This window comes from Flavobacterium sp. EDS, from assembly GCF_020991525.1.
Lineage (GTDB): Bacteria > Bacteroidota > Bacteroidia > Flavobacteriales > Flavobacteriaceae > Flavobacterium.
In genome coordinates this window covers 100,706-124,171 of sequence record NZ_JAJMOZ010000008.1, presented here as the reverse complement: position 1 = coordinate 124,171, position 23,466 = coordinate 100,706, and the positions used below count along the sequence as shown (strand labels likewise).

Here is a 23,466-nt window from a genome sequence, read left to right as displayed (position 1 = left end):
GATTAATAATTATAGTGTGATAAATAATTCTTCTTGAGATTTTCTTACTTTTTTATGATGTTGAGTTGCATCGTCATCATGTCTGTATCCTACAGTAGCAATTACTGCAGCATTTAAATGTAAGGCATCTAGACCAAGGATTTCATTAAATGCAACTGGATCAAAACCTTCCATTGGCGTAACGTCAATTTTTAATTCTGCAGCAGCGTTTAATAAGTTTCCTAATGCTAAATAAGTTTGTTTAGATGCCCAAATGTTTTTTGCATCTGGTGAAAGAGTTGTAATTTTAGATTTCATAAAATCACTGTATCCAGATAATGATTCAGCTGGAATCCCTCTTGTTTCGCTAATATTTTTGACAAAACCATCAATTGCTGTATCCCCAATATTAGTATCATTTGCAAAAACTACCAAATGAGATGCTTCTACAATTTGAGATTGTCCCCAAGCAACTGGTTGTAATTTAGCTCTTAATTCTGGTGATTCAACAAAAATTACTTTGTATGGTTGTAATCCATAAGAAGATGAACTTAATCGTATTGCTTCTTTTAATGTATTTAGATCTTCAGCAGATATTTTTTTGGTCGCATCAAATTTTTTGGTTGCGTATCTCCAATTTTGATTTTCTAGGAAAGTATTCATTTTATTTATTTGTATTAATTTTTTTGATTTCTAAATTTTTCTAATAAGTCATTTAATAATTCTAATTCTTCTGTAGTTAGATTTTCAGAAAAAACAGACTCATGCTCAATTACTTTTGGGTCCAATTCAGTTAAAACGCCTAATCCTTTTTCTGTAATTGATACTTCTATTTTTCTTCTGTTATTTGGACATACATTTCTGGTAACAAAATCCTTCAGCAATAATTTATCAACCAATCGAGTTGTATTACTTGTTTTTGCAAGCATACGATCTTGTATGACACACATATTAGCTGGATTCCCCTTTTGGCCTCTTAATATACGCAACACATTATATTGTTCTCCTGATAAATCATAAGGTTTTAATACCTCATTAAATTTGTCCTGAAGTACATTTTGTGTGTACATGATATTCAGAATAACTCTTTTTGGATTATCCATCTTAACGGTACTTTTTATTACATCTTCAATTGTCATAGTCGTCAGTGTATAATTTGTATATACAAATGTAAGCATGTTTTATATTTGTATATACAAATGTATCGTTAAATTTTCGTTAATATTATTTAAGGAAGTTTTCTGTGGTTGGAAATTAAGGTTAAAATTAAGGAAATTTAATTTATAATTTGTGCTTAAACTATTGATTAATTGAAGTTTAATTGTAGGTTCAGGTTGTGTGAATCTTTGGAGTTTGGCAAAAGAATTTACCACAAAAAGCGCAAAGGACTACATTAAATCACTAAAATCATTGTCATTTCGAAGAATGAGAAATCTCCGAAAGAAACTGACACATAGTTTTTTTTCTTAAATTGTCGAGCTACTCGTGGAGATTTCTCATTCTTCGAAATGACAAAATGGGCAGACTAACTTTAAACCTGAGTTTTATCAAAGTTCTTTAACTCATAGATTAAGCTTTGTCAAAGATTTTAAGAAAGAATATAAAAAGAAACCCGACAGGTTTTAAAATCTGTCGGGTTTATAGTAATTGTAGAGAAATAGTATTTGTTACTTTTAATGAGGCAAGTTATCTTTAAAATAACCATAAACCCAAGTTCCGAATATCGCACTTACTAATGTTACTGCAACTACAGTAACTCCAGTTCCTATTTGTGCAAATAGGGGACCAGGGCAAGCTCCTGTAATAGCCCAACCAAATCCAAATAATAATCCGCCATAAATCTGACCTTTACTAAATGTTTTAGGTTCAATTTTGATTTCTTCTCCTTGAATAGTTTTTACTTTGAATTTTTTTATCAAAAAAACAGATAGCATTCCTACTGCTACTGCGCTTCCGATTACGCCATACATAAAGAAGGATTGTAAACGGAACATTTCCTGAATACGGTACCAGCTAATGATTTCGGCTTTTACGAATACTATGCCGAATACAATTCCGACAAGCATATATTTTAAGTTTGAAATTTTCATTTTTAAGAATTTAAAGTGAAAGTATATAAGGAAGAATCAGGTTTGCCATAACAAATCCGCCAATCATAAAGCAAATTGTCGCAACTAATGATGGCCATTGTAAATTAGAAATCCCCATGATTGAATGTCCGCTTGTACATCCGCCAGCATAACGTGTTCCGAAACCTACAAGAAAACCACCAACTACAATCATTATAAATCCACGTAATGTTAATAAACTTTCCCATGAAAAAAGCTGTGCAGGCATTAATCCTGAATTATCGGTAATACCATAAGTAGCTAATTCTGTAGTAAGTTTTGAGTTTATTTCGATTGCATTCGGATTTGATAAGAAAGCAGTCGCAATGACTCCGCCTAAGAATATTCCGAATACAAAAAATAAATTCCAACTTTCTTTTTTCCAATCGTATTTAAAGAATGAAATGTTTGCAGGAATACACATGGCACATATATGGCGTAAAGACGAACTAATACCAAATGCTTTGTTGCCAAAAATTAGTAAAATAGGAACTGTCAATCCTATTAACGGACCTGAAACGTACCAAGGCCATGGTTCTTTTATGATTTCGATTAAATTCATTTTTTGTTTTTTTATTTAGGTTCAAAGTGGCAAAGGTTCAGAGGTTCAAAGGCTAAAACCTTTGTCGCTTTGTGTTTTTTTATTTAAAATTAAAATTTTTCTAACCATTAAGATATTAAGAGAATTAAGATACAGCAACTTAATAAAGAAAAATTAAGAATAACTTGCTTAATAAACTTAATTTCTTAATGGTGAAATTTATGTTTTCAAATTATTTTAAAATCTTACTTTGGCATACAAAATCAGATTTTGGAATTGTAGTTTTTGCGATAGCATTAAAACCACCTTCAATTTCAGTGAAGTTTCTAAATCCGCGTGCTTGTAATATCGATGCAGCAATCATACTTCTGTACCCACCAGCGCAATGCAAATAAAAATGTTCTTTTGGATCGATGTCTTTTACCCAGTCATTAATATAAGCCAATGGTTTGTTATAAGCATCGTCTATATGTTCGGCACTGTATTCTGTTTCTTTACGAATATCGATTACTTTATTTTCTTCAGGTTTGAATTCGTTTGCAAATTGATCAGGAGTAATTCTGTTTACAGTATCAATTTCGTAACCTGCATTTTTCCATGCATTAAATCCACCTTCAAGATGACCGATAATTGAATCGAAACCTACGCGGCTTAATCGAGTCACAGTTTCTTCTTCTAATCCTATTTCGGTTACTAGTATAATAGGTTGTTTTACATCAGCAATTAAAGTACCTACCCAAGGGGCAAAATCTCCATTAATACCAATATTCACTGATTGTGGGATAAATCCTTTGCTAAAATCGCTGTTGTTTCTGGTGTCCAAAATTAAAGCGCCTGTTTCTTCAACTACAGCTTCAAATTCATCTACTTTAATAGCTTTCATTCCATTGTGTAAAACAGATTCAAAACTTTCGTAGCCACTTTTGTTCATAGCCACATTCATGCTGAAATAAGCAGGAGGAGGCAATAATCCATCAGTTACTTCAGTAATAAATTCTGCTTCAGTCATATTAGCACGTAAAGCATAATTGGTTGCTTTTTGGTTTCCAATAGTCGATACTGTTTCTTTGCTCATGTTTTTACCACAAGCACTTCCTGCACCATGAGCCGGATATACAATAACATCATCTGCCAAAGTCATTATTTTTGTTCGTAACGAATTAAATAATATGGCAGCTAATTGATCTTGTGTCATTCCAGCAGCTTTTTGAGCTAAATCAGGGCGACCAACATCTCCTATAAATAAAGTATCTCCAGAAAAAAGAGCATAATCTTTTCCGCTTTCATCGATTAACAAATAGGAAGTACTTTCCATAGTATGCCCCGGAGTATGTAATGCTTTTATAGTTATGTTTCCCAGTTTAAATTCTTGACCGTCAGTTGCAGAAACACAATCATATCCACATTCAGCATTTGGGCCATATATAATTGGTGCACCAGTTTCTTTGCTTAAATCAACATGTCCAGAAACAAAATCGGCATGGAAATGAGTTTCAAAAATGTATTTTAGTTTTACCTGATCACGATTTAAACGATCTAAGTAGGGCTGTATTTCTCTGAGCGGATCTATAATAGCAGCTTCTCCATTACAGGTAATGTAGTATGCTCCTTGTGCTAAACATCCAGTATAAATTTGTTCAATTTTCATTGTAGTGTAATCTTAAATAATGTTTAGCAAAGGTAACTTTGTTTTTTTGGAAAATAAGTGACTAATGTTACAGATTTTTTTTTGAGCTAAAAAAAAGAAAAATTCAACACATAAGCGATGTAAGTTCATTTATGTTTCATGTTGATTAGTTGTGCTTATGTTTACTTACATCGTTTTAAGATAATTAGCTGTTTAGTTATTTTTGAAGTAGCTAAAAATTTTAACAATGGCAAGGTGATAAAGTTTTTTTTATGACATTAAATGTTAGTTTTAATAGGTAAATTTGCGAGACCTCATAATAAAATAATATACGCTAGTATGGAAGAAATGCTTTTTTATGACCGAATGCAGTTTGCATTTACAATAACTTTTCACTACCTCTTTCCGCAACTTACAATGGGACTTTCATTAATCATTGTATATTTTAAATGGAAATACCTTCGAACAAAAAACGAACAATACAATCACGCAACTCATTTTTGGATGAGAATCTTTGCATTGAATTTTGCAATGGGTGTGGTTACGGGAATACCAATGGAATTTCAGTTTGGAACCAATTGGGCTAAGTTTTCGGAATTAACAGGCGGAATTATTGGACAGACTCTTGCCATGGAAGGGATGTTTTCCTTTTTCTTAGAATCATCATTTCTTGGGATATTTTTATTTGGAGAAAAACTTCTCGGACATAAATGGCATTTTGTCACTGGATTACTTATATGTATTGGTTCGTGGGCAAGTGGCTATTTAATTATTGCGACACATTCCTGGATGCAAAATCCAGTAGGATATGAAATTCTTGAAAACGGAAGGTTTGTATTAACCAATTTTAAAGCCTTATTTCTTAATCCTTGGTTGTGGCCTTCTTATTTGCATAATCAAGCCGCATCTATGGTTACGAGTTCATTTGTTGTTTCTGGAATTGGAGCTTTTTATGTTTTAAGTAAAAAGAATCTTGATTATGGGAAGCTATTTTTAAAGACGGGTGTTGTTTTCGGATTGATCTCTTGTGTAATTGTAGCAGTTCCAACGGGTGATTTATTAGCGAAAAATGTTGTAAAATACCAGCCTGTAACTTTTGCAGCTATGGAAGGAATTTTTCATACTGAGAAAAAAGGATCTGAAATTGTTCTTATAGGCCAGCCTGATGTAAAAGATAAAAAATTAGATAATAAAATAGCTGTACCTAATATTTTGAGTTTCTTAACTTACGGAAGTTGGCATGAAGAAATTAAAGGATTAGATCAGTTTGATGAAAGTGTTCACCCAACTAATATCTCTGGATTGTATTATGCCTATCATATTATGGTAGGATTGGGAACAATATTTATTGGATTGATGGCTTTTGCTGTTTTTCAGCTTTGCAGGAAAAAATTATTCGAAACCAAATGGATTTTATGGTCGCTGCTTTTTATGCTTCCGTTTCCATATATCGCTAATACTGCAGGATGGTATACAGCCGAATTGGGGCGTCAGCCTTGGTTGGTTTATAATTTATTGCGTACTGCCGAAGGTGGCTCTCCAACAGTTTCCTCAGGGAATACATTGTTTACATTGTTAGGATTTATAGGATTATATCTTTTATTGGGCATGTTGTTTTTGCTTTTGGTTGGAAAAATCATCAATAAAGGACCTCACACAGAAAAAATATAATTATGGAATTTTTTTGGTACGTAGTTTTAATGGGAATTCTAGCCGTGTACATTGTATTAGATGGTTATGATTTTGGAGCAGGAATTATTCATTTATTTTTTGCTAAAACAGAAAAAGATAAAAAAGCAATAACCAATGCAATTGGCCCTTTTTGGGATGCTAATGAAGTATGGATTATTGCTGCAGGAGGAGTTTTGTTTTTTGCTTTTCCGATATTATATGCTTCTTCATTCAGTGGGTTTTATTTGCCATTGATTATGATTTTGTGGTTGCTTATTTTTAGAGCAATAGGACTCGAAATGCGAGGACAAATTCATCACCCCATGTGGGAAGTAGTTTGGGATAAAGCATTCGGAATTGCGAGCTTATTACTAGCTTTATTCTTTGGAATCGCTTTAGGTAATATTGTTCGAGGTGTAAATCTAGGTATGGTTGTAAATGGAGTTTCTACTCAGGAAGCTCATTTCTTCTTTTTGCCGTTGTGGAATCCTACCTTTAGTCCGCAAGCCAATGAATTAGGAATTATTGATTGGTTTACTCTATTTCTTGGAATTGTGAGCGTAGTTGCGCTTACGATTCATGGAGCTAATTGGATTATCTTTAAAACCAATTCTTCATTAAATGAAAAACTTAAAAATGTAGTTTTTAAACTTAATATCGTATTGCTGATTTTGGTTTTTATATCCTTGCAAATCTGGCATTTTATTGAGCCAAAACCATTTCATAATTTTATTGAAACGCCGATTTTATGGGTATTCCCTTTGATTACTTTTATTGGAATTATTGGATTGTTTAAAGTACGCACCTATAAAAAAGATGGTTCTGGATTTGTATTCTCAACACTGTTTCTTGTAGGAGGATTTGCTTCAACTGCAGTTTCAATTTTCCCGAATGTATTGCCATCAACAAATAATGTCAATCCTTCTTTAACGATTTACAATGCAGCAGCTCATGAATATGGGTTATCTGTAGGGATGAGTTGGTTTTTTATCGCTTTGGCATTGGTAATTGTGTATTTCGTAATTCAGTATAAAGTGTTCAGTGGTAAAATGGACGATATTGGGTATGGGGAGCATTAAGGGTTTTTAGTCACGAATTAACGAATTGATTTATCAGTTTATGTAAATAGCCATCGGTTTTAATCGGTGGCTATTTGTTTTATTGCACAGATTAAAGGATTTAAAGAATATTGAAGGCATTATTCTACGATGTCTTTTAAAAAATCAACAAATGAATCGGAGTATTTTTCGAATTCCCATTCTCCATTTCCATGCATACTTGTGTAAATTGGCGCATCGTTGTTTGTGATAGCCGCGATGTCAATGCAATATGGGTCAGCGCCAGCATCGGCAATTACAATATAATTGGGTGGCCAATCACTAAGAATTTCAGATGTCATTGAGTTAAATGAATAGCCATTTTGAGATTTGATTAAATCATCTGCGCCATATAAATTCAATCCTTGAAAGAATTTTTCATCGTCAATAAACACGTTGATTGGAGAATAGTTTTTAAGAAATAACAGATAATTTTCGGGTAGTTTCCATTTTTGTTCTATGGCAGCAATTCTGCTTTCGTCAGCAATAGCAAGCCAATCTGAAGGATTTGATAAATCTTGTTGCTTACTTCTTTCTATTTCTAATTTGGCATCTAGTTTAGAAACTGCTTTTTCTAACTCTGTTTTCGGATTTTTTAACGTCGGATGAATCTTCGGTTTGCTATAACCAGCCCCTTGTTTGTATTCTCTATTTTGCCAATCTAATAATTCATTGATTCTAAAATCTTCAATTTTCCAATAACCAGGGTCTTTTGGTAGATCACGGTCAAATGGCTGGTTACTATGAATTGCAATACTTTTGATCGCTTTTGCGCGAACTTCAGTTGGTAAGCTTTCGTTTTGAGCTAACTCAATGAGCGGTTCATATGCTTTTGCTCCTTTTGTTTTTATAAGTCCATCGATTCCCCAATAAGTGAGTTCGGGTTTTGTAATTGTAAATTCAAAGAAGTCAATATAATTTGTTTCGTCTTTTTTTATAAGGTCAATAATATCAGTTAGTAAGAAATTCCTCCAATGTAGCATTTTGCCATTTTTAGAATATTGGATGAAAATTTCGATAACTTTCTCTCTATCTGTAGAAGAGAAGCTTTTTATTAGTTTGTCTTTTATTTTAGAGAATTTACTTCCATCATCTTCTGTAAATAAACTTTCTTCGAATTGTGTGATTGTTTTAGCCATAAGGTTGATTCGTAATATCAGTATCAAGTTAAATGTACTGAAAAAAGTTTCCTTAACCTTACTTTTATTCAACGATTTTTTTAATACGCATTTCTAAATATAGGCCTGAAAAAGGGCGTTTTTCATCTTTGTCAAAGTTTAAAACTTTGACAAAGACTACTCAACAAGTAAAACTAAAAAAAAACTATCGACTTGGAGCTAATTCTTAAAAGAAGACTTCTTTAGTAATAATATAAAATCCCATTACAAGTACAAACCAACCAAAGATTGGTTTCAATTTAGCACCATCAATTCTTTTGGAAAGTTGTGTTCCTATGAGCATCCCTAAAAGTGCAATACCAGAAATTTCTAATAGGAAGGTATAATCTACGGGAGTTCCGATATATAAATCTCCTCCAAAACCAATAGAAGAATTTATGAAAATAATAAGCAGTGAAGTTCCTACGGCTTGCTTCATCGGTAGATTAGCAAAGAATATTAAGGCAGGAATGATTAAAAAACCTCCACCAGCACCTAGAAAACCAGTTACAATTCCAACTATAAATCCAATTAAGCTTAGTTGGGTGTAATTTGTTGTGTTATTTTTTAGTTCTGGTTTGTTTTTTCGAATCATCGAGATGGCCGCTGTTATCATTAATATCGAAAAAATCAACATGATTAAAAAATCCTTAGAAACAGTATAGGAAGCAATAGAAAATAATGTTGCTGCGATATGAGGGAAGATTACTTCTCGTATAATCAATATGGAAATAACGGATGGGATAGCAAAATAAAGTGCCGATTTTAGTTTGAGATTTCCCATTTTATAATGGCTGTAACTCCCAAATAAAGCTGTTAAACCAACAATAAATAAAGAATAGGTAGTTGCTTGCCCTGGATTTATCTTGAACAAATAAACTAAAATTGGAATAGTAAGTATAGATCCTCCACCGCCAATTAAGCCTAATGATATTCCTATGATAATTGAAGCAAAATAACCTAAATATTCCATTGATGTTTGTTTTGATACAAAGGTTGTTTCTTAAAATGTAAGGCACAGTAACATTTATCACATAAGAAGTTTTATTATTTAGCCACAGATTTCACAGATTAAAAGGATTTTTGTTGTTTGATTTTGCAAGAGATGGAGCAAAGACGTAAAACTTCTTTTTATTTGAATCTACTCTAGCTTTCAATTGCGTTAATTTAGATTTAGCGAGCCCATTTTTGCTAAAAAAATAATCATTAAAAATCTTTTAATCTGTGGCAAATAAACTTATTTCAAAAGTTCAATTTGGTTTCGGTTCAGTTTTACCAAACCGCGTTGTTCCATTTTTTTTAATAAGCGTGAGATTACTTCTCTTGATGTATTTAGTTCAGTAGCAATTTCCTGATGAGATGCTTTTAATTCGTTACAGCCACAAGAATCTTTATGGCGCTTGAGATAAAATTCTAAGCGTTCATCCATAGATCGAAAAGCGATACTATCTACAACTTCTAGAACTTCTTCAAATCGGTTTCTGTATGTTTCTATTACAAACTCGTACCAGCTTCTGTGTTCCATCATCCATTTATCCATTAAGTTTAGCGGAATCATGACTACTGAAACATCTTCGACTACTTTAGCCATAATTTGACTTTTTTCGCTTTTGGTAGCACAAATCATAGATATAGCACAAGCTTGACCTGGTTGTAAGTAGTACATAAAAAACTCACCGCCATCTTCGCCTTCACGATATATTTTGATTTTACCTTTAGTTATTAAAACGGTATTTTTTATGTATTGTCCAGTTCGCATTAAAATTGTTCCAGCTTCTGAATCCTGCATAGTAGCATTGTCTTCGATAGCTGAAATTAATTCATTAGAGAAATTTGGAAAAATATTTTTTAAAGGGTTTTGCATGAGTTGATTTTTTAAACACTAAGAAGAGTTTTTTACCATTAAGATATTAAGAAAAATTAAGACTACTGCTTAATGAAGCTTAACCTCTTAATGGTGAAATTTTAAAAACTCTATATATTGAGATTTTATTTTTTTTGCCACAAATTTCACTAATTAATTTGTTTTGATTCATGAAACTTGATTTGTATTTTTTTATGAAATTGACTTTTAAAACTATAATTTATTACAAATATAGCCGATTATTATGGTATTAATTAGATGAAGATTATGTTTAACAGCCAATTTTTGCAAATAATAATATCCTATTTTCTATGGGTTTTGTAGACTATATTTTTGAAAATAATTTGTAGAAGCTAGAATTCATTGATTATTATATGTTTGCTAAAACGTTTTCTATGAATTATAATATAATTTGCAAATACAGGGTTTATTGTTTGCTAAAAACGTTGTAATTTTACCTAAAAATACGATATCATGAATTTATCACAAGAAGATTGGGTAGCTCAATTTGAAGCTGACGAAAATGCAGTTATACTTGATGTAAGAACTGAAGACGAATATAATGATGGCTATATAGAGAATGCTCTTAATATTGATATCAATAAAGGACAGGCTTTTATATATGAGCTAGAAGAATTAGATAAAAATAAAAACTATTATGTGTATTGCCGTTCTGGAGCCAGAAGTGCTAAAGCATGTCAAATAATGAATGAAATGGGGTTTGATAACGCCTACAATTTATTAGGAGGGATACTGGCCTGGGAAGGAGATACTGTAACACCATAAACAAAAAAGAGGCGCGTGCCTCTTTTTTGTTTTATAAAAACTAATAACCAAAAACTAAAATAACCAAATAATGAATTTTATACCAGAGGAATACCAAATAAATACTCCATTGGTACAGGATACCTATCTTGTAAATGGAGAATTAAAAAAATGGAAAGGGCAAACCACACCTGTATTTTCTACAATTTCTTCTACAGAAAAATATACACCAACCTTATTGGGATCTATTCCTTTTATGGGAGAACACGAAGCTATGGAAGTTGTTGAGTCAGCAACTGAAGCTTACAACAAAGGACAAGGTTTATGGCCTACAATGAAAGTTGTGGATCGAATAAAATGCATGGAGAATTTTGTTTCTCAAATGAAAACTACCCGTGCCGAAGTTGTGAAACTATTGATGTGGGAAATCGGAAAATCATTAGGAGATTCTGAGAAAGAATTTGATAGAACGGTAGAGTATATTTACGATACTATCGAAAGTTATAAAGAGTTAAATACACGTGGAGCAAGTTTCTCTAAAGTACAAGGTATAAATGCCATGGTGCGAAGAGGACCATTAGGAGTTGTATTGTGTCTTGGACCTTATAATTACCCATTAAATGAAACATTCTCATTACTTATTCCGGCATTGATTATGGGGAATCCTGTAATCTTTAAACCAGCAAAGCATGGTGTTTTATTGTTGTCACCTTTATTAGAAGCTTTTAGAAGCAGTTTCCCAAAAGGAGTAATCAATATTGTATATGGTAGGGGCAGAGAGGTGGCATCGCCAATTATGAAATCTGGTAAAGTTGATATTCTGGCTTTAATCGGAAATAGTAAATCGGCTATTGCATTGCAGGATCAACATCCGAATAAAAACAGACTACGTTTAGTATTAGGACTAGAAGCCAAAAATCCTGCGATAATTTTACCTGATGCCGATTTAGATTTGGCAATTCAGGAATGTATAACAGGAACATTGTCGTTTAACGGACAACGTTGTACAGCCTTGAAGATTTTATATGTACACGAATCTATAGCTGAAGAATTTAATAAACGCTTTGCAGCAAAAGTAGATGCTTTGGTTTTTGGGAATCCGTGGGATAAATCGGTTTCACTGACGCCACTTCCAGAGCCAGAAAAACCACATTATATACAGGAATTAATTCATGACGCAACACATAAGGGAGCAAAAATAATTAATGAAAAAGGAGGATTGCATACAGAGAATTATATATTCCCTGCTGTTTTATTTCCTATAAATAAAAAAATGCGTGTATATCACGAAGAACAATTTGGACCAGTTGTACCAATCTTAACTTTTAAGGATATTCAAGAACCTTTAAACGATATGGCTGAGTCAAATTACGGACAACAAGTGAGTTTGTTTGGTAAAGACATCAAAACGATTGCACCACTTATTGATACATTGGTAAATTTAGTATGCAGAGTAAACCTGAATAGTTCTTGCCAAAGAGGGCCAGATGTTTTCCCGTTTACAGGTCGTAAAGATTCGGCTGTAGGAACCTTAAGTATTCACGATGCACTGCGTTCGTTCTCTATTAGAACCTTCGTAGCATCAAAAGATAATGATTACAATAATGCCATTTTGCAAGAATTATTAAATAGTAAAGAATCGAATTTTATAAATACCGATTATATCTTGTAGTAGCTATTTTTTAATGTTTAAAAGCCGTCTTGACCCTTTTGGGAATAAGGCGGTTTTTTTGTTTAATTTAGTAAGTGATTCTGTTTGTGTGATCAAGTTGTTCATTTGGATAGAAATATAAAATAAGAGGATAAATTTGATGAATAGTTGTAACAATGTAATCACATTCAGAACTAATATTAAGAATGCGATTTATAATTATTAAAACCAATTACCAATTATGAAAAGAAAAATATCTCAATTGTTATTATTTGCATCTCTATGCATAGCGCAATATAGTTTTGCTCAAGAATTATATATGCCAAGAAATATAAAAGAAGCCTATGCAAAGGGAACCCGGTCTATGGATGGGAAACCTGGGAAAAACTATTGGCAGAATCATGGTAAATACACGATAGATTTGACTGTTAATCCAGATACTAAAATTGTAAGCGGAACAGAAACTATTATTTATGAAAACAATAGTAACGATACGTTAAGATATTTACCAATTCGATTTGTAAATAATCTTCATAAGCCCTCTTCACCAAGAGGAGGAAATGTTAGTGATGATTTTTTGAGCGATGGATTAACGATTACATCTTTAAAAATTGAAGGCGAAAGTTATAAAGAAGATGGTAGAAGTTGGGAAACAATAGGGCGTGTAAAAATGAATAAAGCAATGCTTCCACATTCTAAAATCACAATTAACATTGATTGGTATTATCCATTATCTAAAGAAAGTGGAAGAGAAGGACAAATAGATAACACAACATTCTTTGTAGCTTATAGTTATCCACGTGTTACAGTTTTAGATGATTATAACGGATGGGATATGTTGCCACATACAGACCGCCAAGAGTTTTATAATGATTTCAATGATTATGTATATTCTGTAAAGGCACCTAAAAATTATGTGGTTTATGGAACAGGAGATTTATTGAACCCAGATGAGGTTTTACAACCAGAATTTTCAGCACGATTAAAGCAATCATATATTACTGATGCTATTTTGCATATAGCAAATGAGCAAGAAATGACAAGTGGTATCGTTACTAAGCAGAACGATTGGAATATTTGGAAATTTGAAGCTAAAAACATTTCAGATGTTTGTATTGGATTAAGCGATCATTATTTATGGGATGCAAGTAGTGTTGTTGTAGATAATAAAACAAATCGCCGTGCAAGTGTTCAGGCCGCTTATGATATAAAAGGAACTGATTTTGTTGTTTCTGTAAAAAATAACAGATATGCATTAGATTGGTTTTCTAATAATTGGCCAGGAATCCCTTATCCATTTTCTAAAATGACTGCTTTTCAGGGTTTTGCCGATATGGAATACCCAATGATGTGCAACGATTCTCAAATGGGAGATCCCGTTTTTGCACAATTGGTTCAGGATCATGAAGTAGCACATTCTTATTTCCCTTTTTATATGGGAACAAACGAAACACGTTATGCATTTATGGATGAAGGCTGGGCTACTACATTCGAATATTTAATTGGTATATCGCAACGAGGCAAAGAAGCTGCAGATGAGTTTTATAAAAAATTCAGAGTAAATAAATACATCAATGATCCATCTACAGAACAAGATCAGCCAATAATATCAATGTCAACACAAGTTTCAGGTGCTGGATATAGCAATAATTCCTATAGTAAATCATCATTGTCTTATTTGGCTTTAAAAGATTTACTTGGTGACGATCTTTTCAAAAAATCATTGCATGCTTATATGGATAATTGGAACGGTAAACATCCAATTCCGTGGGATTATTTTAATTCATTTAATAGTGCTTCTGGGAAAAACCTGAACTGGTTTTTTAATAATTGGTTTTTTACGAATAACTATATTGATATTGTTTTAGATAAAGTAGATACTAAAGCCAAGAAAACTATTGTAACGATTAATAATAAAGGCGGATTTGCAATTCCTTTTGATGTAAATGTTATATATACAGACAATACAAAAGAGTCATTTCACCAAACACCTGCAATATGGGAAACTAACCAAAAAAATGCTAAAGTTACTTTTAATGCCGCTAAAAAAATCAAATCGATTACTGTCGATGGAGGGATTTTTGTAGATGCAACACCAAGTAATAATACATGGATAGCTAAATAATAATTTTAGATTTATATAAATAAAAACCGTCTGATTCTATAAAGAAAGAGACGGTTTTTGTTTTATAATAGGCTTTGTTTTTATCGTGTAAAAACCAAATGATTGCCTTTTGAAAGATTTGCATCAAAATGATATCCTTCATAGTTAAAACCTTTTAAATCATCAATAGTTTCGGCATCAGTATCTATAATGTAACGCACCATCATTCCTCTTGCTTTCTTGGCGAAGAAACTAATTATTTTAAGCTTTCCATCTTTATAATCTTTAAAGTCGGGAGTGATTACAGGAACTTTTAATGCCTTAACATCTACAGCCGAGAAATACTCATTACTCGCAAGATTTACAAACAACTCATCCTTTTTGAGTTCTTTGTTTAATGTTTTTGTAACAGTTTCTTTCCAATATTCATATAGGTTTTTTGCTTCACCAATGGGTAATTTAGTTCCCATTTCTAGTCGGTAAGCCTGAATTAAATCCAATGGTTTTAAAATACCATATAAGCCAGATAATATGCGTAGTTTATCTTGTAGAACATCTAGTTTTTCTACAGGAATTGTATAAGCATCTAAGCCAGTATATACATCACCATCAAAAGTAAATATTGCTGGGCGGGCATTTTCGGGAGTAAAAGGAGTTTTCCATTCCTGATTACGTTCCCAGTTTAGTTGAGCCAATTTATCTGAAATATGCATTAATTCAGATAATTCGGAAGGATTTTTTTGTTTTAAAACTTTATGAACTTGTCTGGCTTCTTTTAGTAAGCTAGCTTCAGTATATTGAGAAGTTGGTAATTCTTTTTCGAAATTTAAAGACTTTGCAGGCGATATAACAATTTTCATTTTCTACTTTTTTGTACAGTCTCAAAAGTACAAATAGAAATCAAAAAAATAACGGATATAGATTGATTTGTTTGATACTAATATAGATCTATTATATCAATGAATATAAAACAGGTAGAAACAATTTTATTTATATCTGTTTTTTTTATAAAAATTACTTTTTAATGAAATTATATAGCTGGAAATGCTAAAAAACAAAAAAAGTGTGCTTTAGATTATAAAAGGCGTATAGTATGTTGTAAATTTGCGCATGGTAAAATTATCTATATATTATTTTACTGTTATTTTATAAAAATTAGAGAATTCGTGGCTAAAAAAATAAATTATAAAGGGGCTCTTCAAAATAAAATCTTCGAAATTATTTCGCAAGCTTCTCAAGAACTTAATGTAGAAAGTTACGTAATTGGAGGGTTTGTAAGAGACTTGCTTTTAAATCGGGATTCCAAAAAAGACATTGATATAGTTGCTGTAGGAAGTGGAATAGAATTGGCATTAAAAGTTTCAGAATTATTACCTAAACAACCAAAAGTACAGGTTTTTAAAACATATGGAACAGCAATGTTGCGTTTTGAAGATACTGAAATTGAATTTGTTGGTGCACGAAAAGAATCCTATCATTTTGAAAGCCGTAATCCTGTTGTAGAGAATGGGACGCTTCAGGACGACCAAAACCGTCGTGATTTGACTATAAATGCATTAGCATTATCTTTGAATAAAGATACTTTCGGAGATTTATCAGATCCTTTTGATGGATTAACCGATTTAGAAAATAAAATTATCAAAACTCCTCTGGATCCAGACATTACTTTTTCTGATGATCCCTTACGTATGTTGAGAGCTATTCGATTTGCAAATCAGCTTGGATTTGAAATTGAAGAAAATTCATTGAAATCAATTACTAAAAATGCTGAGCGAATCAAGATCATTTCGGGTGAGCGGATTGTTGATGAATTAAATAAAATCCTTTCTACAGATAAACCTTCAATTGGTTTTTTACTATTATTCCAAACAGGACTTCTTGATATTATTTTACCTGAATTAACAGCTTTGAATCAGGTAGAGGAAATAGAAGGGCATACACATAAAAATAACTTTTATCATTCACTTGAGGTTGTCGATAATATTTGTCCAAATACAGATGATGTTTGGTTGCGTTGGTCAGCTTTATTACATGATATTGGAAAAGCACCAACGAAACGTTTTAACAAAAAACAAGGCTGGACGTTTCATGGGCATGAGTTTTTAGGTGGAAAAATGGTCAAAAAGATATTTGAGCGTTTGCATATGCCATTGAATAACAAAATGAAATTTGTGCAAAAAATGGTTATCATGAGTTCGCGACCAATTGTATTATCACAAGATATTGTGACAGATAGTGCAGTGCGTCGTTTAGTTTTTGATGCTGGTGAAGATGTAGAGAATTTAATGACTTTATGTGAAGCTGATATAACAACTAAAAATCCTGGTAAATTCAAGAAATACCATAAAAACTTTGAAGTTGTACGAAGGAAAATTGTTGAGGTTGAAGAACGCGACCATGTTCGAAAATTTCAGCCACCAATTTCTGGAGAAGAGATTATGGAAATCTATAATTTAAAGCCCTCTAAAGAAATCGGAATGCTAAAAGAAGCCATAAAAGAAGCTATTCTAGAAGGTGAAATTCCAAATGAATACGAAGCAGCATACGAATTTATGCTGAAAAAAGGAGAAAAGCTTGGATTGGTTAAAGTTGCAAAGGAATAAAGATTCAAAGGCGCACAGCACTAAGTCTTTGTAAAGAAATAAAGAATTTAGTGTTTCAAAACCTTAGAACTTTAATTAAAATATATTAGAGAACTTAAATATAAAAAGTTCATTTATTAACCCAAAATAGGAGACTCTGTAACTTTGCAGCTTTGCAATTTTGCATCTCAAAGAAAAAAATGAAAAGAGAAAATAAATCAGTAATCATTTGGCTTTTGTCAGGATGTTTTTTATTGTTTTTAATGGTTGTTGTAGGGGGGATTACCCGATTAACAAACTCAGGATTATCAATGACCGATTGGCACTTGGTAACAGATACTTTTCCACCTATGAGTGAGGCAAAGTGGAATGAGGCTTTTGAGCAATATAAAAAGTTTCCAGAATATCAAAAGATAAATATTCATAATGATTTTCAGCTTTCAGATTATAAAATGATTTATTTCTGGGAATGGTTTCACCGTTTTATCGGACGTATCATTGGACTGGTTTTCTTTATTCCTTTTATTTATTTTTTAATCAAGAAAAAATTAGACAGTTCTACAATAAAAAAATGTATTGTTCTTCTGGCAATGGGTGGTTTCCAAGGTTTCCTGGGATGGTTTATGGTACGAAGCGGCTTAATTGATAATCCAGATGTAAGTCATTTTAGACTTTCACTGCATTTAACTTTTGCTTTTGTAACTTTTGCCTACACATTATGGGTGGCGCTGGATTTAATTTATCCTGAGAGAAATAAAATTACCATTAATGTCACTCTTCGTAATATTGCTAGGATAGCTTTAGTTTTTCTTTTGATACAAATAATTTATGGAGGATTTGTAGCTGGGTTAAATGCTGGATTAATTCACAATCATTGGCCATTAATGAGCGATGGAGAATTTATTCATGACTCTGTTTTCATTGAGCAACCTACACTTATCAAAAATTTGATAGAAGGTAAAAGTGGTGTACAGTTTGTACATAGAACATTTGCTTATGTTGTTGTGGCTATAATTCTTTTCTTATACTTTAAAAGCACACAATTTGCTCTTAATAAGACGCAATCTACAGGAATTAAAATATTAGTTGTTTTTGTGTTTTTGCAGTTTATTTTAGGTGTTTTTACACTTTTATATCATGTGCCACTTGCATTAGGTTTAATTCACCAAATTATGGCGTTTTTCCTTTTAAGTGCAATGACATATACATTGCACAGATTAAGTAAATAAGTATTAATTTTATTCGTAAATTACAACTGACTATATTGTCGCAACTCTTTTGTTTATAAAAACATAGATGACTAAACTTGCAGCACAAGATAAATTTTATGATTTATCAGATTATGGAAGACCTTTAGGGAGGTTTTTTGCAAAAAAGTTACAAAACACACGATTTACACCTATTGATGTAACATTGCTTTTTGGAATTTCGGGGTTGATTGCGATTTATTGTATTCTGGAAAAGTATTTTTATTGGGCAGGTTTTTTTATAATATTAAAATCTATTATTGATGCTGCTGATGGAGAATTGGCACGTATAAAAAACACACCATCTTATACAGGAAGATATCTCGATAGCATATTTGATATTATTTTGAATTTCTGGTTTTTAATAAGTATCTGTTACGTTTCTAAAACGACTCTGCCTATTACAATTCTTGCTTTTTTGTGTATACAACTGCAAGGGACATTATACAATTATTACTATGTGATTCTGCGAAATAAATCAGTAGGAGGAGATAGAACCAGTAAGATTTTCGAAGATAAAATTCCTAAAGCTTTACCAGGAGAAAACCAAAAATCAGTTATTTTTTTGCATCAAGTTTATACAATTGTGTATGGTCTTTTTGATAAAATAATCCACACACTTGATAGTGATGCGTATAAGGTTAAAACATTTCCGAACTGGTTTATGACCTTCGTTTCTTTATACGGTTTAGGGTTTCAGTTATTGCTTATTGCACTCATGTTAGCAATGAATGGGATTGAATATATAGCTCCTTTTTTTATTGGTTACTCTGTCTTGATCTTTGTAATGATAGGAATTAGAAAGTATTTTTACCCTGTAGTATAGTAATTTAACCGCAAAGAGGGCAAAGTTTTACCCTTTGAAACTTTGTAGCTATGAACCTCTGTACCTTCTTTAAATTAACCGCAAAGAGCGCAAATTTTTACGCAAAGAGGGCAAAGTTTTACCCTTTGAACCTTTGTAACTATGAACCTCTGTACCTTCTTTAAATTAACCGCAAAGTTCACGAAAGGATACGCAAGGGTTTAAAATCTATTTAATTCTTTTTATCCCGATAGCTATCAGGAGTGGTAAAAAAACTATTATAATTAGCCAATCCAGTTTTTAAAATCAGAAACTTTTTCACGACTTACAATTACCTCATCTTCTTTATAAGTAGGTAAGATTATTTTTAAACGAGAATTACTGTACAATACAATTTCTTTGATAGCAGGAAGTGGAACGATAAATTTTCGACTCACACGATAAAAATCTTTTGGATCAAGTTCTTGCTCTAAAATTTCTAAGGTTGTATCTATTAAGTAATTTCGATTATCGTAAGTGTGTAAATAAGTTCCTTTGTTTTCGCTAAAAAAACATTCTATCTCATCCGTTCCAATAACTTTTAAATGTTGTCCAACTTTAACGGTGAATCTTTTTTTATAAACTTTTTCAAGTGGATTTGAAAGCATCTTTTTGATCTGTGCAAAATCAATTTCAATGTTTTGAGTAATGTTTTCTGTTTTTGGTAAACGAGATTTAAATTTAGCAACTGCCACATCTAAATCATCCTCGTCTATTGGTTTTAGGAGATAATCGATACTATTGAGCTTAAAAGCTTTTAAGGCATACTCATCATAAGCAGTTGTAAAAATCACAGCACTTTTAATATCTATTTTTTCAAAAATTTCAAACGATAATCCGTCAGATAATTGAATATCAAGAAAAATTAAATCAGGATGTTCATTTTTAGAAAACCAATCAATGGCTTCAACAACAGAGTGAAGCATTACAGTTACTGAAACGTCTATTTTATCAAGTTTGCGTTGTAATAACCGAGCGGCTGGTTTTTCGTCTTCTATGATTATTGTTTTCATTTTGGTTTGGCAATAGTTTTGGTTGGTTAAAAGTAGTAGTAAAAATTTAATTGGAAATGAATTTTAATCTTTTTGTTTAGTTACAAATGTGATAAATTATTCCCATTTTTTGTTGGCTTCTTTTTCCATGTATTCTTTTATTTTTCTGTCTTCCCAGTTTACACTAAAAAAAAGATCTTTTCCAAATACCGATAATGCATGTATAGCAAGACCAATTCCCCAAAATAGAGTTGTTGAGAAGTTTTCCCATCTCCAGAATTCTTCATTCCCAAAGATTCCTTGGTTTGTTTCAGGAATCAGAATAAATATGTTTACCAGAATATATACGGTTAAGTGTGTGTAGAAACCTTTTATTCTTTTTACTCTTCTGTAAACTATGTTGTAACGTTCGTTATTTGTTGTGTTCTCATTATAATTGCTATAATTGTCAAATAGCTGCCTTCTAAATCGTCCCATTTTATTTTATTTAATTTAAAAAATTATTGCCATTTCTCATTTCTAGATTTCTCCTTATCCATTAATTCTTTTATCTTTTTTTCCTGCCAGTCTTTTGCAAAAACAGGAAAGACACTAAAGACTTTTAATCCATGAATTACGACTCCTAATCCCCACCACATTAAAGGCCAGTAAAACCATAAATACTCAGGAGAATAAACCAAGTTAATGATGAGTAAAAAAATGTTTACTACAATATAAGAGATGAGGTTGCCGTAAAATCCTTTGATATTTTCTACAGTCTTTTTAGCTTCAAGATAACAGTCATCATATTTATTATGATATGTATCTACTGTCTTTATATTTTTTATCGACTGCTTTTTTTCTAGAATAGCATTCAATTTTTGTTCTTCCCAATTTCTTCCAAACATTCTATAAGTAAGAAATAAATCAACAGTCAATGATAGAAATACTATTGTCCATACTGTCATTACAAAACTATTGAAGTATTTTAAAGGGAAAAAATCAAATCGTATTCCGGCATATACTTTCAATAGATAAATTATAAGACCGAGAGCGTAAAAGAATAAATGCAGATAAAACCCTTTAATTTTTTTTACTTTTTTACGTGCCAGTTCTCGTAACTCATTTTTGTCAAGTTCATTTCGATTTGTCTCCATGATTATTTCCAATTTTGTTTGTTCTCTTCTTTTCTTAGGATTTCCTGAATTTTTCTTTCTTCCCAATTTGAGCTATATCCAAATACTTTAAGAGCATGCATTGCTAATCCAAATCCCCATCCTAAAGCAGAGAACCAAAACCATTGAAATCCTGGAGAGAATTTTAAATTGATAAAAACTAAAAACGGTATTACACAACAATAAGAAATTAAATTCCCATAAAAACCTTTAAGTTCTTCAACTCGTTTTTTTGCTCTATAATAAGCATTGTTTTCATTATAATCAGTTGTTGTTTCCATGAAACTAATTTGTTTAGTTAAAATAGGTATTTTGACAGTAAATGTTGTTGTATTTTGCTCAATCAACACTTTTCTATTGGTAATAATACCATAACGATTTACTATATTTTGCAATCCTACACCTTGGCGGTCTTGCAAAACTTCCTTTTTCTGAAAATCATTTTGAATGACTAAATAATCCTTTTCGATAAATATTCGAATATGTAATGGTTTTTGTTCGCTTACTACATTATGTTTTACGGTATTTTCTAGTAAAAGCTGTAATGATAGGGGAACTACTTTTGCATCTGGATTAATACCTTCAGTTGGTAATTCGTAGAACAAGCTATTCTCGAAGCGCATTTTTAATAAATTCATGTATGTTTTAGCAAAGGCTAATTCATCTTCTACCGATACAAGTTCTTTGTCTTTTTGTTCTAAAACGTAACGATAAATTTTCGACAGTGAGGTTGTAAAACGTTGAGCATTCTCTGGATTTTCTTCTATCAATGAACTTAATACATTTAAACTATTAAAGAGAAAATGTGGATCAATCTGGTTTTTTAAAGTTTCAAATTTTGCAGAAGCAGTACCGGCAATTATTTTTTGTTCCTTAACTCGGTTCTCATTATATATTTTGTAAAAGTGTAAGGCATGAAAAACGACTAATACAATAAAAGTAATAATAGAAGACTCTATATAATTTGCTAAATCTTCATTAACTAAAAACTCGGTTATTGAATGTTTATCTATGATAACTTTCAAAAAAATACGGAGAACAAATATGGCTAATAACGAACAGAAAAAAGAACTGATAAAGCCAATAATTATACGTTTTAAAGAATAAGGATTGGCTTTGAATACCTTGTCTAAAAAAGCAAATAATGATGCGTTAACGATGTATAATACAGTGCTATATAGCATGCAGTATAAAAAAGCAGTAAATAAATAAGGAGTAAAGACTTCGGTTCCAAATGAGATGAATTTGATTAAGAAGGATACTATAAAAATTGTTACACCAATAAATAAAGCTTTAATTATGTGCGGTTTTAAATGCATTATTTGTTTTTTAGAGATTATTTGTTTTTAATTATTTATTTGCAAGTCTTTTGAACTTCAAGTGCTCTGTCTAAACCCCATTTTGGAGAAAAAGGAGTTTCAGGTTTAAAAGTAGCAAAAAGACTAATAGCTTTGTCAACTTGTGCGCACAAAGGTTTGGTGTCAATTCCTGTCCATTTTGCGCCACCCAATTGAAAATCGGCTTTCCCAAAAACAACTCTAGGATTCTCAGGAGCCAATGCTTCTGCTTTATCATACATTTCCATAGTCTTAGCAGAATATTTCATTCCGTTGGTCATAGGATCAGCTACAACCCAAGCAGTATAAATTAAAGCTTGCAAAACATAGAGTTCAGCATTATTAGAGTCTTTTGTTAGTTCAACATTTAATGCATTTTGTGCTTTAGTAAGTAATAAGTCTATTTGTGTTTTGTCTTGCGTTTTAAATGCTGATGTTGTATTTACTAATGCTACATAATAATTGGGTAACCAGCTTGCTTTCTCGGCGGCAGCAATTCTTTCGAATAAATCAGATGCCTCTGTGTTTTTTCCTTCTTTCCAAAGCCCAAATGCTTTACCCATTCCTTGTTCAAATTGTGTTTGAGCAGTTAAAATGTTGCAAATGAATAATGTAATCGCTATAATTAATTTTGTCATGATTTCTGGTTTTAAAGATTAGTTATTTTTTGATGATTGAAACACTTGTTAGTTTATACTTCAAAAGTATTGTAGATTTTATTTTCTTTAAATTTAATGTTACTGAGT

General features: G+C 31.7%; 22 protein-coding genes. 8 read left to right on the top strand and 14 right to left on the bottom strand.

Going from position 1 to position 23,466, the window contains the following annotated elements; all coding sequences use genetic code 11:
• Positions 1-9: 9 nt before the first annotated feature.
• The 5 genes from LPB87_RS13095 to LPB87_RS13075 all read right to left on the bottom strand — a co-directional run bounded on the left by LPB87_RS13095 (position 10) and on the right by LPB87_RS13075 (position 4,276).
• Positions 10-642 carry an NAD(P)H-dependent oxidoreductase gene (locus LPB87_RS13095; protein ID WP_230728175.1) on the bottom strand — a complete coding sequence of 211 codons (633 nt, stop codon included), beginning with the start codon at positions 640-642 and terminating at the stop codon, positions 10-12.
• Between the two features lie 14 nt (positions 643-656).
• On the bottom strand, positions 657-1,118 hold the full coding sequence (locus tag LPB87_RS13090; RefSeq protein ID WP_230728233.1) for a MarR family transcriptional regulator: 462 nt from the start codon (positions 1,116-1,118) through the stop codon (positions 657-659).
• Positions 1,119-1,652: 534 nt separating this feature from the next.
• Positions 1,653-2,069 carry a DUF6691 family protein gene (locus LPB87_RS13085; RefSeq protein WP_129539418.1) on the bottom strand — a complete coding sequence of 139 codons (417 nt, stop codon included), beginning with the start codon at positions 2,067-2,069 and terminating at the stop codon, positions 1,653-1,655.
• A gap of 10 nt (positions 2,070-2,079) precedes the next feature.
• Positions 2,080-2,649, bottom strand: a complete 570-nt coding sequence (locus LPB87_RS13080) for a YeeE/YedE thiosulfate transporter family protein (protein ID WP_129539417.1) — start codon at positions 2,647-2,649, stop codon at positions 2,080-2,082.
• 211 nt (positions 2,650-2,860) lie between these two features.
• Complete coding sequence (locus tag LPB87_RS13075) at positions 2,861-4,276, bottom strand: MBL fold metallo-hydrolase (protein ID WP_129539416.1); 1,416 nt, start codon at positions 4,274-4,276, stop codon at positions 2,861-2,863.
• Positions 4,277-4,594: 318 nt separating this feature from the next.
• Here LPB87_RS13075 and LPB87_RS13070 point away from each other — a divergent pair, with 318 nt between their 5' ends.
• Entirely contained in the window at positions 4,595-5,926 is a 1,332-nt protein-coding gene (locus tag LPB87_RS13070; RefSeq protein WP_129541094.1) for a cytochrome ubiquinol oxidase subunit I, read from the top strand.
• Positions 5,927-5,928: 2 nt separating this feature from the next.
• Positions 5,929-7,005, top strand: coding sequence for a cytochrome d ubiquinol oxidase subunit II (gene cydB / locus LPB87_RS13065; protein WP_129539415.1), 1,077 nt, complete (start codon positions 5,929-5,931; stop codon positions 7,003-7,005).
• 119 nt (positions 7,006-7,124) lie between these two features.
• Here cydB and LPB87_RS13060 read toward each other — a convergent pair whose 3' ends face one another.
• From LPB87_RS13060 to LPB87_RS13050, 3 genes are all read right to left on the bottom strand, one after another.
• The gene (locus LPB87_RS13060) at positions 7,125-8,162 is read right to left on the bottom strand and encodes an SMI1/KNR4 family protein (RefSeq protein ID WP_230728174.1); all 1,038 of its coding nucleotides are present in this window, start codon (positions 8,160-8,162) and stop codon (positions 7,125-7,127) included.
• Positions 8,163-8,367: 205 nt separating this feature from the next.
• On the bottom strand, positions 8,368-9,153 hold the full coding sequence (locus LPB87_RS13055) for a sulfite exporter TauE/SafE family protein (RefSeq protein ID WP_230728173.1): 786 nt from the start codon (positions 9,151-9,153) through the stop codon (positions 8,368-8,370).
• 264 nt (positions 9,154-9,417) lie between these two features.
• Positions 9,418-10,044 (bottom strand): Crp/Fnr family transcriptional regulator, encoded by a 627-nt coding sequence (locus tag LPB87_RS13050; protein WP_230728172.1) that lies wholly within the window; start codon positions 10,042-10,044, stop codon positions 9,418-9,420.
• 474 nt (positions 10,045-10,518) lie between these two features.
• Here LPB87_RS13050 and LPB87_RS13045 point away from each other — a divergent pair, with 474 nt between their 5' ends.
• The 3 genes from LPB87_RS13045 (at position 10,519) to LPB87_RS13035 (ending at position 14,585) form a co-directional block, all read left to right on the top strand.
• Positions 10,519-10,830, top strand: a complete 312-nt coding sequence (locus LPB87_RS13045) for a rhodanese-like domain-containing protein (RefSeq protein WP_129539409.1) — start codon at positions 10,519-10,521, stop codon at positions 10,828-10,830.
• 70 nt (positions 10,831-10,900) lie between these two features.
• Entirely contained in the window at positions 10,901-12,481 is a 1,581-nt protein-coding gene (locus LPB87_RS13040) for an NADP-dependent glyceraldehyde-3-phosphate dehydrogenase (RefSeq protein WP_129539408.1), read from the top strand.
• A gap of 220 nt (positions 12,482-12,701) precedes the next feature.
• A complete protein-coding gene (locus LPB87_RS13035) occupies positions 12,702-14,585 on the top strand; it encodes a M1 family metallopeptidase (RefSeq protein ID WP_230728171.1) in 1,884 nt (627 codons plus the stop codon).
• An 80-nt stretch (positions 14,586-14,665) separates the two neighbouring features.
• On the opposite strand, the gene yaaA is transcribed toward LPB87_RS13035, so the two are convergent.
• A complete protein-coding gene (gene yaaA / locus LPB87_RS13030) occupies positions 14,666-15,424 on the bottom strand; it encodes a peroxide stress protein YaaA (protein ID WP_129539406.1) in 759 nt (252 codons plus the stop codon).
• Between the two features lie 318 nt (positions 15,425-15,742).
• Between yaaA and LPB87_RS13025 the strand changes: the two genes are divergently transcribed.
• From LPB87_RS13025 to LPB87_RS13015, 3 genes are all read left to right on the top strand, one after another.
• On the top strand, positions 15,743-17,167 hold the full coding sequence (locus tag LPB87_RS13025) for an HD domain-containing protein (protein ID WP_129541093.1): 1,425 nt from the start codon (positions 15,743-15,745) through the stop codon (positions 17,165-17,167).
• 179 nt (positions 17,168-17,346) lie between these two features.
• On the top strand, positions 17,347-18,375 hold the full coding sequence (locus LPB87_RS13020) for a COX15/CtaA family protein (protein WP_129539405.1): 1,029 nt from the start codon (positions 17,347-17,349) through the stop codon (positions 18,373-18,375).
• Positions 18,376-18,442: 67 nt separating this feature from the next.
• Positions 18,443-19,219 carry a CDP-alcohol phosphatidyltransferase family protein gene (locus LPB87_RS13015; protein ID WP_230728170.1) on the top strand — a complete coding sequence of 259 codons (777 nt, stop codon included), beginning with the start codon at positions 18,443-18,445 and terminating at the stop codon, positions 19,217-19,219.
• A 263-nt stretch (positions 19,220-19,482) separates the two neighbouring features.
• Here the strand turns inward: LPB87_RS13015 and LPB87_RS13010 are convergent, their stop codons facing one another.
• The 5 genes from LPB87_RS13010 to LPB87_RS12985 all read right to left on the bottom strand — a co-directional run bounded on the left by LPB87_RS13010 (position 19,483) and on the right by LPB87_RS12985 (position 23,358).
• On the bottom strand, positions 19,483-20,250 hold the full coding sequence (locus LPB87_RS13010) for a LytTR family DNA-binding domain-containing protein (RefSeq protein ID WP_230728169.1): 768 nt from the start codon (positions 20,248-20,250) through the stop codon (positions 19,483-19,485).
• Between the two features lie 96 nt (positions 20,251-20,346).
• Entirely contained in the window at positions 20,347-20,706 is a 360-nt protein-coding gene (locus tag LPB87_RS13005; protein ID WP_230728168.1) for a 2TM domain-containing protein, read from the bottom strand.
• Between the two features lie 23 nt (positions 20,707-20,729).
• Positions 20,730-21,365, bottom strand: coding sequence for a 2TM domain-containing protein (locus LPB87_RS20780; protein ID WP_347349723.1), 636 nt, complete (start codon positions 21,363-21,365; stop codon positions 20,730-20,732).
• Between the two features lie 2 nt (positions 21,366-21,367).
• Positions 21,368-22,702 carry a 2TM domain-containing protein gene (locus LPB87_RS12990; RefSeq protein ID WP_129539401.1) on the bottom strand — a complete coding sequence of 445 codons (1,335 nt, stop codon included), beginning with the start codon at positions 22,700-22,702 and terminating at the stop codon, positions 21,368-21,370.
• Between the two features lie 35 nt (positions 22,703-22,737).
• Complete coding sequence (locus LPB87_RS12985; protein WP_129539400.1) at positions 22,738-23,358, bottom strand: hypothetical protein; 621 nt, start codon at positions 23,356-23,358, stop codon at positions 22,738-22,740.
• Between the last annotated feature and the right edge of the window lie 108 nt (positions 23,359-23,466).

Coding starts and splice junctions, on each gene's coding strand:
- LPB87_RS13095 (WP_230728175.1), bottom strand. CDS start 642: ATGAATACTTTCCTAGAAAATCAAAATTGGAGATACGCAACCAAAAAA.
- LPB87_RS13090 (WP_230728233.1), bottom strand. CDS start 1,118: ATGACAATTGAAGATGTAATAAAAAGTACCGTTAAGATGGATAATCCA.
- LPB87_RS13085 (WP_129539418.1), bottom strand. CDS start 2,069: ATGAAAATTTCAAACTTAAAATATATGCTTGTCGGAATTGTATTCGGC.
- LPB87_RS13080 (WP_129539417.1), bottom strand. CDS start 2,649: ATGAATTTAATCGAAATCATAAAAGAACCATGGCCTTGGTACGTTTCA.
- LPB87_RS13075 (WP_129539416.1), bottom strand. CDS start 4,276: ATGAAAATTGAACAAATTTATACTGGATGTTTAGCACAAGGAGCATAC.
- LPB87_RS13070 (WP_129541094.1), top strand. CDS start 4,595: ATGGAAGAAATGCTTTTTTATGACCGAATGCAGTTTGCATTTACAATA.
- cydB (WP_129539415.1), top strand. CDS start 5,929: ATGGAATTTTTTTGGTACGTAGTTTTAATGGGAATTCTAGCCGTGTAC.
- LPB87_RS13060 (WP_230728174.1), bottom strand. CDS start 8,162: ATGGCTAAAACAATCACACAATTCGAAGAAAGTTTATTTACAGAAGAT.
- LPB87_RS13055 (WP_230728173.1), bottom strand. CDS start 9,153: ATGGAATATTTAGGTTATTTTGCTTCAATTATCATAGGAATATCATTA.
- LPB87_RS13050 (WP_230728172.1), bottom strand. CDS start 10,044: ATGCAAAACCCTTTAAAAAATATTTTTCCAAATTTCTCTAATGAATTA.
- LPB87_RS13045 (WP_129539409.1), top strand. CDS start 10,519: ATGAATTTATCACAAGAAGATTGGGTAGCTCAATTTGAAGCTGACGAA.
- LPB87_RS13040 (WP_129539408.1), top strand. CDS start 10,901: ATGAATTTTATACCAGAGGAATACCAAATAAATACTCCATTGGTACAG.
- LPB87_RS13035 (WP_230728171.1), top strand. CDS start 12,702: ATGAAAAGAAAAATATCTCAATTGTTATTATTTGCATCTCTATGCATA.
- yaaA (WP_129539406.1), bottom strand. CDS start 15,424: ATGAAAATTGTTATATCGCCTGCAAAGTCTTTAAATTTCGAAAAAGAA.
- LPB87_RS13020 (WP_129539405.1), top strand. CDS start 17,347: ATGAAAAGAGAAAATAAATCAGTAATCATTTGGCTTTTGTCAGGATGT.
- LPB87_RS13015 (WP_230728170.1), top strand. CDS start 18,443: ATGACTAAACTTGCAGCACAAGATAAATTTTATGATTTATCAGATTAT.
- LPB87_RS13010 (WP_230728169.1), bottom strand. CDS start 20,250: ATGAAAACAATAATCATAGAAGACGAAAAACCAGCCGCTCGGTTATTA.
- LPB87_RS13005 (WP_230728168.1), bottom strand. CDS start 20,706: ATGGGACGATTTAGAAGGCAGCTATTTGACAATTATAGCAATTATAAT.
- LPB87_RS20780 (WP_347349723.1), bottom strand. CDS start 21,365: ATGGAGACAAATCGAAATGAACTTGACAAAAATGAGTTACGAGAACTG.
- LPB87_RS12990 (WP_129539401.1), bottom strand. CDS start 22,702: ATGCATTTAAAACCGCACATAATTAAAGCTTTATTTATTGGTGTAACA.
- LPB87_RS12985 (WP_129539400.1), bottom strand. CDS start 23,358: ATGACAAAATTAATTATAGCGATTACATTATTCATTTGCAACATTTTA.